The 14,071-nt window shown below is 63.6% G+C and carries 14 protein-coding genes; 6 read left to right on the top strand and 8 right to left on the bottom strand.

What is annotated here, in order from left to right:
• Positions 1-56: 56 nt before the first annotated feature.
• Entirely contained in the window at positions 57-287 is a 231-nt protein-coding gene (locus ABWV64_RS14075; protein ID WP_353346351.1) for a WGR domain-containing protein, read from the top strand.
• On the opposite strand, the gene ABWV64_RS14070 is transcribed toward ABWV64_RS14075, so the two are convergent.
• Complete coding sequence (locus ABWV64_RS14070) at positions 269-1,501, bottom strand: hydantoinase/carbamoylase family amidase (RefSeq protein ID WP_353346349.1); 1,233 nt, start codon at positions 1,499-1,501, stop codon at positions 269-271. The genes ABWV64_RS14075 and ABWV64_RS14070 overlap by 19 nt on opposite strands.
• A 204-nt stretch (positions 1,502-1,705) precedes the next feature.
• Between ABWV64_RS14070 and ABWV64_RS14065 the strand changes: the two genes are divergently transcribed.
• Entirely contained in the window at positions 1,706-2,776 is a 1,071-nt protein-coding gene (locus ABWV64_RS14065) for a saccharopine dehydrogenase (protein ID WP_353346347.1), read from the top strand.
• A 15-nt stretch (positions 2,777-2,791) separates the two neighbouring features.
• Here ABWV64_RS14065 and ABWV64_RS14060 read toward each other — a convergent pair whose 3' ends face one another.
• The 4 genes from ABWV64_RS14060 to ABWV64_RS14045 form a co-directional block, all read right to left on the bottom strand.
• Positions 2,792-3,115 carry a DUF3775 domain-containing protein gene (locus tag ABWV64_RS14060; protein WP_353346345.1) on the bottom strand — a complete coding sequence of 108 codons (324 nt, stop codon included), beginning with the start codon at positions 3,113-3,115 and terminating at the stop codon, positions 2,792-2,794.
• Between the two features lie 85 nt (positions 3,116-3,200).
• Positions 3,201-3,962, bottom strand: coding sequence for an SDR family NAD(P)-dependent oxidoreductase (locus ABWV64_RS14055; RefSeq protein WP_353346343.1), 762 nt, complete (start codon positions 3,960-3,962; stop codon positions 3,201-3,203).
• A gap of 16 nt (positions 3,963-3,978) precedes the next feature.
• The gene (locus ABWV64_RS14050; protein WP_353346411.1) at positions 3,979-4,746 is read right to left on the bottom strand and encodes a DUF1365 domain-containing protein; all 768 of its coding nucleotides are present in this window, start codon (positions 4,744-4,746) and stop codon (positions 3,979-3,981) included.
• Between the two features lie 33 nt (positions 4,747-4,779).
• Positions 4,780-6,075 carry an NAD(P)/FAD-dependent oxidoreductase gene (locus ABWV64_RS14045; protein ID WP_353346341.1) on the bottom strand — a complete coding sequence of 432 codons (1,296 nt, stop codon included), beginning with the start codon at positions 6,073-6,075 and terminating at the stop codon, positions 4,780-4,782.
• 469 nt (positions 6,076-6,544) lie between these two features.
• Here ABWV64_RS14045 and ABWV64_RS14040 point away from each other — a divergent pair, with 469 nt between their 5' ends.
• The 3 genes from ABWV64_RS14040 to ABWV64_RS14030 all read left to right on the top strand — a co-directional run bounded on the left by ABWV64_RS14040 (position 6,545) and on the right by ABWV64_RS14030 (position 8,419).
• On the top strand, positions 6,545-7,051 hold the full coding sequence (locus tag ABWV64_RS14040) for a sigma-70 family RNA polymerase sigma factor (protein WP_353346410.1): 507 nt from the start codon (positions 6,545-6,547) through the stop codon (positions 7,049-7,051).
• Positions 7,048-7,719 (top strand): ChrR family anti-sigma-E factor, encoded by a 672-nt coding sequence (locus ABWV64_RS14035; RefSeq protein ID WP_353346339.1) that lies wholly within the window; start codon positions 7,048-7,050, stop codon positions 7,717-7,719. Before ABWV64_RS14040 ends, ABWV64_RS14035 begins: the two co-directional genes overlap by 4 nt.
• Before the next feature lie 148 nt (positions 7,720-7,867).
• Entirely contained in the window at positions 7,868-8,419 is a 552-nt protein-coding gene (locus tag ABWV64_RS14030; protein WP_353346337.1) for an ankyrin repeat domain-containing protein, read from the top strand.
• A gap of 112 nt (positions 8,420-8,531) precedes the next feature.
• Here the strand turns inward: ABWV64_RS14030 and ABWV64_RS14025 are convergent, their stop codons facing one another.
• The 3 genes from ABWV64_RS14025 to ABWV64_RS14015 form a co-directional block, all read right to left on the bottom strand.
• On the bottom strand, positions 8,532-9,707 hold the full coding sequence (locus tag ABWV64_RS14025; RefSeq protein ID WP_353346335.1) for a DNA recombination protein RmuC: 1,176 nt from the start codon (positions 9,705-9,707) through the stop codon (positions 8,532-8,534).
• Positions 9,704-11,614 carry a DNA mismatch repair endonuclease MutL gene (mutL, locus tag ABWV64_RS14020; protein ID WP_353346333.1) on the bottom strand — a complete coding sequence of 637 codons (1,911 nt, stop codon included), beginning with the start codon at positions 11,612-11,614 and terminating at the stop codon, positions 9,704-9,706. Before mutL ends, ABWV64_RS14025 begins: the two co-directional genes overlap by 4 nt.
• A 106-nt stretch (positions 11,615-11,720) precedes the next feature.
• Positions 11,721-12,944 carry a urate hydroxylase PuuD gene (locus ABWV64_RS14015; protein ID WP_353346331.1) on the bottom strand — a complete coding sequence of 408 codons (1,224 nt, stop codon included), beginning with the start codon at positions 12,942-12,944 and terminating at the stop codon, positions 11,721-11,723.
• A 104-nt stretch (positions 12,945-13,048) separates the two neighbouring features.
• On the opposite strand from ABWV64_RS14015, the gene ABWV64_RS14010 reads away from it, so the two are divergent.
• Positions 13,049-13,960, top strand: coding sequence for a LysR family transcriptional regulator (locus tag ABWV64_RS14010; RefSeq protein ID WP_353346329.1), 912 nt, complete (start codon positions 13,049-13,051; stop codon positions 13,958-13,960).
• Positions 13,961-14,071: the final 111 nt, after the last annotated feature.

Raw genomic sequence — 14,071 nt, 5'->3', positions numbered from 1 at the left:
GAAGGCCGCGCTGCGCGCTCTTGATCCGCGAATCGCGCGGCGCTACGATTCGGGGCATGACATGCTGCCTCATGTATCACACACCGTCCAAAGGTCCGGCGCGCTACTACCGCGTCGAGATCGCGTTCAACCTGTTTGAAGAGGTCTCGGTGCTGCGCGAATGGGGGCGCAAGGGTGGCAGGGGCCGGATGGAAGTGGCGATATTCGCCAATCTGCGCCATGCCAGCGAGGCCGCCGACCGTTGGCGCGAAAGCGCGCTGCGCCGCGGCTATGACCGCGCGGCCTGACCGCCCTTCGGCGCGATCCGCGACGCCGCGCCTGCAAGGATATGCAGCCCGCGCGTGAGATCCTCGTCGCGGGTGTCCTCCTCAAACGCATGAGAAATCCCGTCGATTGAGGGCACAAACAACATCCCCACCGGCATGAGCCGCGACAGGTTTGCCGCATCATGCAGAGCGCCCGATTGCAAATTGCGCCAGCGCCCCGCCGCATGTTCGGTCGCCGCCGCTTCGAGCGCCGCGCGCATCGCTGCGTCCATGGGCACCGGCTCAAGGCCCAGCATCGACGAATAGCCCAAGCCCATGCCATGCTCTTGCGCGATCTCGCTTGCGGTCTCGCGGATGATCTCTTCCATCCGCGCCAGACGCGCCGCATCCCCATCGCGCCACTGCATCGAAAACACTGCTTTTCCAGGCACGACGGAATGGGCATTGGGGCTCAGGTTCACATGGCCGATGGTCCAAACCGTTTGCGGCGTGACCACATTGCGCAGCCGCTCTGCGAGGCGCGCGTTAAAGGCTCCCAGCGCCTGGAAGGCGTCGCGGCGCAGGTGCATCGGCGTGGTGCCCGCGTGGTTTTGTTGCCCCTCAAAGGTGATGCGCATATCGCGGATGCCGACGATATCGCTGACCACGGCGGCGGCCTCGCCCGCCTGATCAAGCCACGGGCCTTGTTCGATATGCATCTCCAAAAAGCCGCTGAACCGCGCCGGATCGACAAATGGTCCCGTCACCAGATGCGCCATAGCACCGCGCGCCTGCGCAAAGCTGATCATGTCGCGGTCGGTCAAGTCATCCGCCGTCTCCAGCGACAAACCGCCGGACCAGATCGTGCTGCCTGTGGTAACGCCAAAGCGGCCTTCTTCGTCTTGAAAACTCACCGCTGATACGGGCGGCCCGCCCGCCTCGATACTGGCGCGCGCGATCTCCAGCCCCGCGATGACGCCAAGCGCCCCGTCAAGCCATCCGCCCTCGGGCTGCGTATCGCTATGCGAGCCGATGAGCAGGGATTTTTCCGCCTGCGCCAGCCCCCAGACCGAGCCGACCGGATCAATCTCGACCAACAGCCCCGCCTGCGCCATACGCGCGCCGAGCCATTGGCGCGCCTCGATATCCGCGCGGCTAAAGGCGGGGCGCACCACGCCCTTGCCGATGCCCGAGGCCCCGATGGCGCGCAGTTCATGCAGATCGGCGAGAAAACGGTCGGGATTTACGGGTATCATGGGGCATCCTTCGGGCGCGCGGTTTGGCGTGACTGTGGCGCGGCTTTGGCGCGCTGTCAATTTATCATGATAAATACCCGCCGCACCGACACCCTTATTGCGGCTTTTACGGGGATGGAGCATTGCGCCCCGAGACCCTAGATTGCGGTCCAATCCATCCGGCCCTTGCGCCGGTCCCATATTGCACCTTCAAAGGGCCGATCCATGACCTCTCCCGCCTTGCACCTGTGGCTACGCGCCGAATCCCGATCCGACGAGGCCCGTACGGGGCTGACGCCCGAGGGGGCGGCGCAATTGATCGCGGCGGGGCTGCGCGTGACGGTCGAGCAAAGCCGCCAGCGCGCTATCGAAATAGAGGGCTACCGCGCCGCCGGAGCGCGCATCGCGCCCGAAGGCAGTTGGCCCGATGCCCCGCGCGATGCGGTGATTTTCGGCCTCAAGGAATTGCCCGATGACGGCACGCCCCTGCCCCATCGCCACATCATGTTCGGCCATGCCTATAAGGGGCAACATTCGGGCCGCATGCTGTTGGAGCGGTTTCGCGCCGGTGGCGGCACGCTGCTCGATCTGGAGTATCTGACGGATGAAAACGGGCGGCGGATCGCGGCCTTTGGCTATTGGGCGGGCTATGCGGGGGCGGCGGTCACCTTGCGCGCATGGGCCGCGCAGCAAAGCGGCGCGATCTGCCCGCCCGCGCGCAGCTATACGGACAAGGAAGCGATGAACGCCGATCTTGCGGCGGCTCTGCGCGCGGCAGGGGCGGCGGAAAAATCGCCCAAAGCCTTGGTCATCGGGGCCAAGGGGCGCGTGGGCACGGGGGCGGCGGACCTATGCGCCGCGATGGGGCTTGCCACCACGCTTTGGGACATGGAAGAGACCGCATCGGGCGGCCCTTTTGCGCAAATCCTCGACCATGAGATTTTCTTTAACTGTATCTACGCGCGCCCTGGCACGCCGGTCTTCGTCGGGCCGGATGCGCTTGACGCCCCGCGCGCGCTGACGGCGATTGGCGATATCGCCTGCGATCCCGATAGCGATTACAACCCCGTGCCGCTCTACCAGCGCGCCACCACATGGGAGGCGCCGGTGCTGCGCGTGGCGCAACAGCCGCCGCTCGACATTATGGCGATCGATAACCTGCCCGCGATGCTGCCACGCGAATCCTCGGCCGATTTCGCCGCGCAGCTTTTGCCCGCGATCTTGGACCTGACCGCCATGGGGCCGGTGTGGCAACGCGCGGAGGCGCTGTTTGCAAAGCATATCGCCGCGCTTTGATCGCGGCGCTGCGCCTCAGGGCCGCATCAGATCGTCTTCTTCCTCAGACGCCGACAGGCCCAGCGCCTCCAGCCCCGCCTCCAGATGATCCGCCAACAGCGGCGTGCCGATGAGATATTCGCTGGCGGGGGTGGTGGCCTCATTGGCGGCGGTGGCGATGGCCGCTTCCAACTCGTCCGCAGAGAAACTGTCGCGCCCGATCCACATCACCGCGACGAGGCTTGTCGCCTCTTCCTCGGTGAGCGTGTCGATAAATCCGCGCAACTCGCCCTCGGCGCGGCCAAGCTCGCGCGCCATAAGCGCCACTTGTGCGACTTTCCTAACCGAAATTTCCAACATATCGACCGTCCTTTCGCGCTTGGGTCGACCCCATTTTGCGGCAGGCAGGCGGTGCAGTCTTTGATCCTGCGCAAATGCGCGCGGGTCAGGAGAAGAGCCTGAAATACAGCCCGCTGGGCAAAAATTGCGCCAAACGAAAGAGCCATGCAAAGGGCGCGGGGAAGCTTTTGGCAAAGCTGCTTGAGCACATCAGTTCAAAGATCTCGCGCGCGGCGGCCTCGGGCTCCATGATCTGCGGCATTTTGAAATCGTTCTTGTCGGTCAAACGGGTGCGAATGAAACCGGGGTTGGCCAATTGCACCTTGACCCCCGTGCCGCGCAGATCGGCCTTCATACATTCGGCCAAGGACATGATCCCCGCCTTGGAGGCCGTGTAGCCGATCGATCCGGGAAGGCCGCGAAAACCGCTCAGCGATCCGGTCACCACCACATGCCCGTGGCCGCGCGCCACCATCGGCGGAACGATGGTGCCCAAACAGCGCAGCGCGCCGCCAAGGTTCACATCGGCCATAATCGCGGATTTTTCCGCGTCCCATTCGCCCGTGCTCATCGGCCAATAGGCACCGGCCAGATAGACCACCCCGTCCACCTCGCCGACCGCCTGATGCGCAGCGGTGACGGAGGCCAGATCGGTGACATCAAGCACCTGCACCTCGGCCTTACCAGGCAGCTTTGCGGCAAGGTCTTGCAAGGCCTCCTCGCTGCGCGCCGATAGCACAAGCTCGACCCCCGCGCGGCTCAGGTGATGGGCCAAGGCGGCGCCCAGCCCCTCGCTCGCCCCGATCAGCCAATAGCGTTTCGACGCCCAAGCGGCGCCGGATTTTTCGGATGTGGCGTGGTCGGTCATGGGCGGTCCTTTCGCATCAACGGCTCAATTCGCGCGCGGGCGGCGCGGGCCTGCTACGATAACGCGCGCCCTTGAGCTTTAGTTTCAACGCCTGCCAGAAAATAAGCGCCTGCACGCGGCGCGAGCCGAAGGGGCGGCGCAAGAGCATCCTCAAAATCCCCATTGTCGTCAAAGGCTTGCGCGCTCCGGTCAGCGTCGCCGTCACCCCGCCCGCCGCCGCATCATTGCCGCGGGTATAATCGATCAGAATGCCGATGTGATCAGGGCGGATGTCAAAGCGGAAGCTATAGCTGCCGCTTTGCGGCTGGAACGGCGAGACATGCAAGAGCTTTTGCGCCATGAGCGGCGTTTGCGCGGTGATGGCGCTGCCGTCCGCATGGGCGCAAAGGTAGCTGTGCCGGTCGCCAAAGGTATTTGTCACCTCCGCGATCACCGCGCGCAGCGCCCCCTCTCCGTCAGAGCACAGCCAGAAAGAGACCGGATTGAACACATGGCCCAACACCCGCGGCTGCGCCAAAATCTCAATACGTTCAGGGGCTTGCAGTCCCTCGCGCGCCAAGACCTCGCGCACCCACGCCGCGCCGCGCCCGCGCTTTGGCGCGCCGCCGTGGTCGCGGTCAAGCAGCGAGACCAGCGCGCGGCGGTTGCGCGCGAAAAGCCGTGGCGCTTTGACCTCGGCCTCGGCGTCCAAGAGCACATAGTCCACGCCATAGCGGAATTTATTGTCCACCGCGCCCTTGCGCCCGTGCCATGTGTGGCCTGCAATATGGTCGATCCGGCCCATCTGTGCCTCGCTTTGCGGTCTCACTGTGCGGTCTCACTCTGCGGCCAAGGGCAGCGGCAGGCGCGCTTCGATCTGATCGGCGACCTCAAGCCCGCTGGTCAGCCCGTCCTCATGGAACCCGTGGCGCATCCACGCGCCGCAGAACCATGTATTTTGCGTGCCATTCAAATGCCTTACGGCTTTTTGCCCCGCGAACATGGCACCATCATAGACCGGATGGCGCAGGGTGACCCTGTCATAGATCAACGCCTCGCGGATCGGGCGTTGGCTGTTGAGGGTGACGAACATCGGATCGTCCTGCGGGATCGGCTGCAAGGCGTTCATCCAATAGGTCAGATCGATCTGTCCGCTGCGGCGCTGGGGCGCTTCGGTGTAGTTCCACGCCGACCAGACGCGGCGCCGTTTGGGCATGACGCTGGCATCGGCATGGAGCACAATATCATTGGGTTGATAGCGGATCTGGCCCAAGGCGGCACGCTCTTCGGGGCTCGGATCGCTCAATAAATTAAGGCTATCGTCGGCATGGGTGGCAAAGATCACCTCGTCGAAGCCTTCCCATTCGCCGCCCCCTATGCGCAGCTCGACGCCGCCGGCGTGGCGGCGCACGCCGCTTACCGGCGCACCGAGGCGCAGGCGGGCGCCGCGGGCGATCAAAGCGGCCTCGAGACGGCGCACATATTCGATGCTGCCGCCTTGGACGGTAAACCATTGGTGTTGGCCGCTGTGGTGCAAAAGCGCATGGTTTTCAAAGAATTGCACCATGGCAGCGGCGGGAAAGTCGAGGATTTTCTCTTTCGGCGTGGACCAGATGGCCCCCGACAAAGGCAGCAAATAGCGGTCGCGAAACCACGCCCCCAGCCCCAGTTTGGCGATCAGATCACCCACGCTCATATCGGGGTCGTCAGCGGCTTCGAGCGCCTTGGCGTTAAACCGCGTGATATCGCGCAACATCTTGATAAAGCTCGCAGAAACCACATTTGACCGCTGCCCGAAGACCGCGTTCAACGTGTCCAACCCGTATTCGAATGCCCCGCCATCCAGCGAGGCGGCAAAGCTCATCCGGCTCTCGCATACCGGCACGTCCAGCTCGGCAAAAAGCTGCGCCATATTGGGATAATTGGCGTAGTTGAACACGATGAATCCGGTATCGACGGGTTGGTCGCCATTTCGTCCGGCAATCTTGGTGCGCGCATGGCCGCCAAGGCGCGGTTCGGCCTCGATCAAGGTGACGTCGTGGCGCATAGAGAGCCGGTATGCCGCTCCCATGCCGCTGATCCCTGCGCCGATAATTGCGATGCGGCGGCGCGTCGGGGTCTGTTCGAATGGCATGGGCAAGTCCTTGAAATTGGCCCGTTTCGGGCGGTCTGTATGACGTCGGTATCACGTCGATATTGCATCGGTGCAATAAACTTACGCGGGCGCGGCGGGTTCGGATCACTTTTGGCGATCTTCTTGCGCATGCGCGCGGCGCGAAGAACAGGTTTGGCGCGCCCGATCACCCGCGCGCTGCCCCCCGCGCAAATCCGCGCAGCAAAACGCCCAGCAAAACATCGGGCAAAAAAATCGCCACAAAACTGATCCGCCTTGGCGCGGGCTGCGTAGACATCCCATGTTACAAGACAGCCGCGCCCATGAGTTGAGCGATCTTCTGGATCACCGCCCGCCGCAAGACAGCGGCGCGGCTCTCTCGCCGCGCGCGGCATCCTGTGCTATGGATCATCGCAAGAGGACCACCAAGGCGAAGGCTAAACGGGTGACAGGACAAAAAGACCAGCCCGAGCGCGACTGGATCCCCCAGATGCAGCGCATCCGCGATGCCCGCGACGAAGCCGCCTTTGCCGAGGTCTTTGCCCATTTCGCGCCGCGCATCAAAGGCTATCTCATCCGGTCGGGGGCCGAGGGCGGATTGGCCGAGGAATGCGCCCAAGAGGTGATGACGACGCTGTGGCACAAGGCGCATCTGTTCGATCCGTCGCGGGCCTCTTTGGCGACATGGATTTTCACCATCGCGCGTAACCGTCGCATCGACGCGCTGCGCAAACAGCGCCGCCCCGAGCCAGAAGACCTGCCGTGGGGCCATGAGCCCGAGCCGCCGCAAGAGGAGGTTTTGGGCCTGCAACAAGAAAGCGCGCAATTGGCCGAGGCCCTCGCGACGCTGCCCGAAAAACAACGTGCTTTGGTCGAGCGGGCCTATTTCGCCGATCTGAGCCATTCCGAAATCGCCGCCGAGACGGGGCTACCGCTCGGCACTATTAAATCCAGATTGAGGCTGGCGCTTGACCGTTTGCGCCACGCGATGCCATGACAGACCAGATCAAACACCATCTCGATGACGCCCTGTTGATGGGCTATGCGGCGGGCAGCCTGCCCGAGGCCTTTAACCTTGTGATCGCGGCGCATGTGTCGATGTGCGACGAGTGCCGCGCCCGCGCCCAGAGCTTTGATGCGCTTGGCGGCGCGGTTCTGGAGGGCAATGCGCAAAGCGCGATGGCGCAGGGCAGCCTTGCCGCGACGTTGGCGCGGATCAAATCGGGCGCGCCCACAGCGCAGGCCGAAGCGGCCAAACCGGCCGATCCGGCGCGCAAATCCGCCAACGCCCTGCCCGCCCCCGTCCAAGATTACATCGGCGGCGATCTGGATGCGGTGAAATGGCGCCCGCTCGGCATGGGTGTGAAACAGGCGATTTTGCCCACCTCCAAAGAGGCCTCGGTGCGTTTGCTCTATATCCCCGCAGGGGCGGCGATGCCCGACCACGGCCACCGCGGCACAGAATTGACCTTGGTGCTCAAAGGCGCGTTTCGCGACGAAGAGGACCGCTTTGCCGCCGGTGACATCGAGATCGCCGATGAGACCGACACCCACACGCCAATCGCCGATATCGGCGAGGATTGCATCTGCCTCGCCGCCACCGACGCGCCGCTCCGGTTCAACGGATTTTTGCCCCGCTTGCTGCAACCGTTCTTCAAGATTTAGGGCGCAGCTCATGGGCAACAGGCGCGATGCGAGGCACAGCGCAGAGGTCCCGCCATGGCACCCTTGAGCGCGATGCCGCAATTGCGCGTTAGATGACGCGCGGTTTCGTGATAGAACGGGGAAAACCGCAAATCCGGAACGCGCATAAATGTCGAGCGAAGACGAGTTTTACGACGCCCTTTTCGATGGCGATATCGCCCTTCTGGATGAGCTTTCGCAACGCGTGTCTGATCTGCCTTGGGCCGACGGGGACGGGGGGCGCGAGGTATTGAGCACGGCGATCGGTTGGGCGAACGAAGCCTGCGTGGCATGGGTTTTGAGCAAGAAACCTGAAATCAACTTTGTTGATGATCAAGGATTTACACCTCTCAAGCACGTCCTGCAGATCGAAGGCGATCCGGATCCCTTGAACAATCGCAGCCAGAGCGCGCGAGCCGAGGTCACAATGCGCTTGATCGACCTGCTCATTGAAGCCGGGGCGGATATAAATTTGTCCGCGACATTGGGCGAAAGCGTTTTGCATACTGCGGCGATGTGGTCGTCACCGCGCGTCATCCGCCACCTTCTGGCTCGTGGCGCGGATCCGATGCGCTTTGATCACGAGTATGAGCCGCGCCAACCCGTCTATTACGCGAAGTTCTTCAAAAGATGGGATGCACATGCGGTTCTTGAGCAGGCAATGCAACCCCGCCCTCAGTAAGGCCGCAACACAATATCCCGAACATTCACCAACAGGTCCTGCGCGCATCGCGCAGCATCGCTCAATGGGGCAGAACGCGGGCATGCGGCCCGATTGCGGGGCCGGACGCCCCCTACTCCACCGCTTTGGCGGCCTGCGCCAGAGCGGCGGTGGCGGTTTCGGGGGTGTCGGGGGCCAATTCTTCGAAATCGAAATTGTCCAGACGCTGCGCGCGCCGTCCGGCTTTGTCGGCCGATATCTTGATCTCTGCGATGTCTTTGCTGGCTTGGCCGAAATGGCGGTCGAGGTTTTCGACGCGGCTGCCCAAACGGTCCACATCGCCGTGCAAAAGCGCCAGTTCACGGCGGATATTGCCCGCCTGTTCGCGCATCCTTGCGTCCTTCAAAATCGCCCGCATCGTGTGCAGCGTCGCCATGCAGGTCGTGGGCGAGACGATCCAGACCCGCGCGGCAAAGCCCTCGCGCACAAGGGCGGGGAAATTGGCGTGCAGCTCGGCGTAAACCGCTTCGGAGGGCAGGAACATCAGCGCCCCGTCGGCGGTTTCGCCCTCGATGATATATTTATCGGAAATCGCCTTGATATGCGCCTTGACCGAGGCGCGCATGCCCTGCGCCGCGCGGTTCAATTCGTCCTGCGTCGAAGCATTGCGCAGCGCCTCATAGGCCTCCAGCGGGAATTTGCTGTCGACCACAATCGGCCCCGGAGGATTGGGCAGATGGATCAGGCAATCGGCGCGTTTGCCGTTCGAGAGCGTCGCTTGCAGCGTATAGCTGTCCTTGGGCAGGGCCTTGGAGACGATATCGTTGAGCTGGATTTCGCCAAAAGCGCCGCGGGTCTGTTTGTTCGACAAGATGTCTTGCAGGCTCAAAACATCGCCCGACAATTTGGTGATATTGTCCTGCGCCTTGTCGATGGTTTTCAACCGCTCTTGCAATTCGCCCAAAGAATGCGCCGTGCGCCGCGCGCTGCCGTGCAGGTTTTCCTGCATCTGCTCGGAGACCTGCGCGAGGCGTTTTTCCATCAGTTGCAGCATCGCGGTTTGCGAGGCGGCCTGCGCTTCGGAAACATGGCTCAACCCGCCGGCAAGCTGTTGTTGCCCGTCGCCAAGGGTCTGCACCCGTTGGCCCAAGGCCACCATCTGCTGGGCCAAAGGTTCGGCCATGCGGGCGCTGCGCGCGGCGGCGCGGGCGGTCTGGACCAGCAAGAACAACACCAAAAGCGCCGCCCCGCCGATCAGCAGGACAAGCGGGTCATTGAGCGCAAAGCTGTGGCCGGAAATCTCGATCATGTGCGTCCGAACAGCCGCTCGATATCGGCCAGTTTGAGTTCAACATAGGTGGGGCGGCCATGGTTGCATTGGCCCGAATGCGGCGTGGCTTCCATCTCGCGCAGCAGGGCGTTCATCTCCTCGGCGCGCATCCGGCGGCCCGAGCGGATCGACCCGTGACAGGCGACGCGGCTGAGGATGGCTTCGATGCGGACTTGGACGGCCATGCTTTCGTTTTGGTCGGCCAATTCGTCAAGAATATCGAGCACCAGCGCGCGGGCATTGACCTCGCCCAAGATCGCGGGGGTTTCGCGCACGGCAATGGCGCCGCCGCCAAAGGGTTCAAGCGTCAGGCCAAGGCGGGCGAGGTCTTCGCCATGTTCCATCAAACGCGCCGCATCGCCCTCGGACATTTCGACGATTTCAGGGATCAAAAGGGCCTGCGCCGCGACGCCGTTTTCGGCCATCTGCTTTTTGAGTTTTTCATAGACCAAACGCTCATGCGCGGCGTGTTGGTCGACGATGACCATGCCATCGGCGGTCTGCGCGATGATATAGTTTTCATGCACTTGGCCGCGCGCCGCGCCCAGCGGCAGGTCTTGGACCTCGGGGGCGTCCTCTTGCGCGGGGGCCTCGATGCGGCCCGATGCGCCGCCCAGAAACCCGCCCGAAAATCCGCTCTCGAATTCGGCAAATCCACCCTCTGATGCGGCGGGGGCTTGGGCGGCATAGCTGGCCATGCGCGCGCCCAATGAGGGGCGGTCCATCTGGTAGATGCGCGCCGCGCCATTGGCCGTGGGCGCTGCGCCCTCGGCGCGAAACGCGCCCAAGGTCGCGCCCGCGACGGTGGTCGAGGCGCGGTGGCCCGCTTCGCTCAAGGCATGGCGCAGCCCCGAGACGATCAGCCCGCGCGCAAGGGCGGGATCGCGGAAACGGACCTGCGATTTGGCGGGGTGGACGTTCACATCGACAAGCTGCGGGTCGCAATCGATGAACAATGCTGCGGCGGGATGGCGGTCGCGGCTCAGGAAATCGAAATAGGCGGCGCGCAGGGCGCCGAACAGCAGCTTGTCCTCGACGGGGCGGCCGTTGACGAAGAGATATTGCGCCACCGAGGAGCCGCGCGAATAGGTCGGCAAAGCGGCATAGCCCGTCATGCGCAGCCCGTCGCGTTCGGTATCGATGCGCAGGGCGTTTTCGGCAAATTCGCGGCCCAAAATCGCCGCCAGCCGCCCGTGCAGGGCCTCGAACAATTCGCCGTTTTCGGGATCGGCGCGAAACACCACGCGCCCCTCGCCGCCGCCCGACACATCGCGCAGGGTGAAGCCGACCGAGGGTTCGGCCATGGCGAGGCGTTTGACCGTGGCGGTGATCGCCCCCGCCTCGGCGCGGTCGGTGCGCATGAATTTGAGCCGCGCAGGGGTGGCGAAAAACAGATCGCGCAGTTCGACCACCGTCCCCGCGCCCAGAGCCGCAGGGCGCACCGCTTCGGTCTTGCCGCCCGCGACGCGGATTTCGGCGGCGGCCTGCCCCTTGGCGCGCGAGGTGATGCTCAGCCGCCCCACCGCGCCGAGCGAGGGCAAGGCCTCGCCGCGAAACCCGAAGGTGTGGATGTCCAGAAGGTCCGAGCCGTCGATCTTCGACGTGGCATGGCGCGACATGGCCAAGGGCAGGTCCTCGGGCGCGATGCCGCAGCCGTCATCGGTGACGCGGATCAAGGTTTTGCCGCCATCCGCATAGGCCACCTCGATGCGCCGCGCGCCCGCGTCGATGGCGTTCTCGACCAATTCCTTGACCGCCGAGGCGGGGCGTTCGACCACCTCGCCCGCCGCGATGCGGTTGATCGCCCCCTCATCGAGTTGACGGATCACGGGGGCGGGGGCATCGGGGGCGGTAGGATCGCTCATATAGGGGTGCGCTTGGGACATGCCCCAAGACTTAGCATAGGATCGCGCGATTCGACTATGACAAGATGGGAGTTATCCACGGTGGATTTCGCGCGGCTCACCGCCCGAAAATTGCGCTTGCTTGCGCCTAGCCGCCGGTGGCGGCGCGATACCACGCGACGATTTTGGCGCGTTCGGCAGGCTCCATATAGGACAGGTTGGCGGGCGGCATGGCATGGGTCAACCCCGCTTGCAGATAGATCTCGCGCGCTTGGCGGGCGATTTGCGCCTCGGTCTCCAGCCGCACGCCTTTGGGCGGCCAATGCATCCCCTCCCACGCAGGTTCTGCGCCGTGGCACATGGAGCAGCGGCCCAGCACGATGTCATGCACCTCGGCAAAACCCTCGGCCTGCGCAAAGCGCAAGGCGGCGCCGCTGGCCTCTTCGGGCTCGCCCGAACGGAACATCGGCGCGGTGGAGAGCCACATCACCACGATGAACAAGACGGCAGTGGCCAACCATGTCCACGTCGGATTGCCTTTGCGCGCGTGCAGCGAGTTGAAATAATGCCGGATCGTCACCCCCATCAAAAACACCAGCGCCGCGATGAGCCAGTTCATTTCTGATGCGAAAGCCAAAGGATAATGGTTCGACAGCATCAAGAAGATCACCGGCAAGGTCAGATAGTTGTTATGGGTGCTGCGCTGTTTGGCGATCTTGCCGTATTTGGCATCCGGCGTGCGCCCCGCCTTGAGATCGGCAACGACGATGCGCTGGTTCGGCATGATGATGAAAAACACATTCGCCGACATGATCGTGGCGGTAAATGCCCCCAGATGCAGCAAAGCGGCGCGGCCCGAAAACACCGATGTGTAGAAATAGGCCATGCCCACAAGGATCACATAAAGCAGCACCATCAGCCGCGTGTTGTCATCGCCAAAGCGCGATTTGCAGATGCGGTCATAGGCGAGCCAGCCAAAGGCCAGCGAGGCGATGGAGATCAAGATCGCCTGCCATCCGGCGATATCGGCCACGGCGGGATCGACGAGGTAGAATTCCGAGCCGAGGTAATAGACCAGCACCAGAAGGGCAAAGCCGCTCAGCCATGTAGAGTAGCTTTCCCATTTAAACCAGATCAGGTCATCGGGCATGGCATCGGGGGCGACGAGGTATTTTTGCACATGGTAAAAGCCGCCGCCGTGGACCTGCCATTCCTCGCCATCCGCGCCGGAGGCCAGATTGCGGTCGCGGTGCAGGCCCAGATCCAGCGCGATGAAATAGAAGGACGAACCGATCCACGCGATGGCGGTGATCGCATGCACCCAGCGCACCGCAAATTCGATCCATTCGCCCATTGCTGCCAGATCATACATCGCGCATCTCTCCTGTCGGGTCACGGTTTTGCCAAGGCTATCGCAGCGGCCGCCTTTTTGTTAATCCTGCAAATAACACCAGCAGTTTCAAGAAGGCATTGAAAATGGCCTATGTGAACAACGTCAAAATGTTCGTCCGTGTCTATGAGTTGGGCAGCATGAGCGCGGCAGCGCGTGATCAGCGCAGCTCGCCCGCCGTGGCCTCGGCGCGGATCGGCGAGTTGGAAAAGCACCTTGGCGTGCGCCTGTTCAACCGCACCACCCGCTCGCTCAGCCCGACAGAGCACGGGCGGTTGTTCTATGACGGGGCCTGCGCGATCTTGGAGGCGATCGACACGGCAGAGGCCGCCGTGATGCAGGCCAGCCAAAGCCCGCGCGGCACGTTGTTCGTCGCCGCGCCTTTGGGGATCGGGCGGCGGCTCATCGCGCCTGCGGTGCCGCAGTTCAAGGCGCTCTACCCCGAGATCGACATCCGGCTGCGCCTGTCGGATCGGGTGGTGGATGTGATGGGCGAAGGGCTTGATCTGGCGTTTCATCTGGGGCCGCTGGGCGATAGCGATCTGAAAATCCGCGTGATTGCCGATTGCGCGCGGCTGCTGTGCGCGGCGCCGTCCTATATCGCCGCGCGCGGGATGGCGAAGGATGGCGAGGATTTGATCGCGGCGGGGCATGATTGCCTGAACCTGCGCTTTCCAGGGGCGCGCGAATTTCGCTGGAGCCTGCAAACCGCGAGCGGCCCGCGCGCCTATGCGGTCAGCGGACCGATGGAAAGCGACGATGGCGATGTGTTGACCGGATGGGCTTTGGGCGGATCGGGGATCATGATGAAGCCGCGTTTCGAGGTGGCCGAACATCTGGCCAGCGGCGCATTGGTCGAAGTGGCCGCCGCGACGCCGCCGGTGCCTGCGCGGCTGGCCTGCCTGACGCCGAGCCGCAAGCTGCGCGATCCCAAGGTGCAGCTATTTACCGAATTCATGATTACCAAATGCCGCGAGGCTCTGGCCGCGGCGCAGTAAGCCGACGGGCGCATCACGCCGAAGGGCGCTGCATCACGCCGATGGGCGGTGCATCACGCCAAAGCGCGCAGGAGCGGCCCGCGGCCCACTCTCTACCCCCTCAAAACAAAA

The sequence above is a fragment of the Litorivita sp. NS0012-18 genome (assembly GCF_040371945.1).
GTDB lineage: Bacteria > Pseudomonadota > Alphaproteobacteria > Rhodobacterales > Rhodobacteraceae > Litorivita.
The sequence above is the reverse complement of the archived record's forward strand: the minus strand, read 5'-3'. Positions and strand labels throughout refer to the sequence as shown.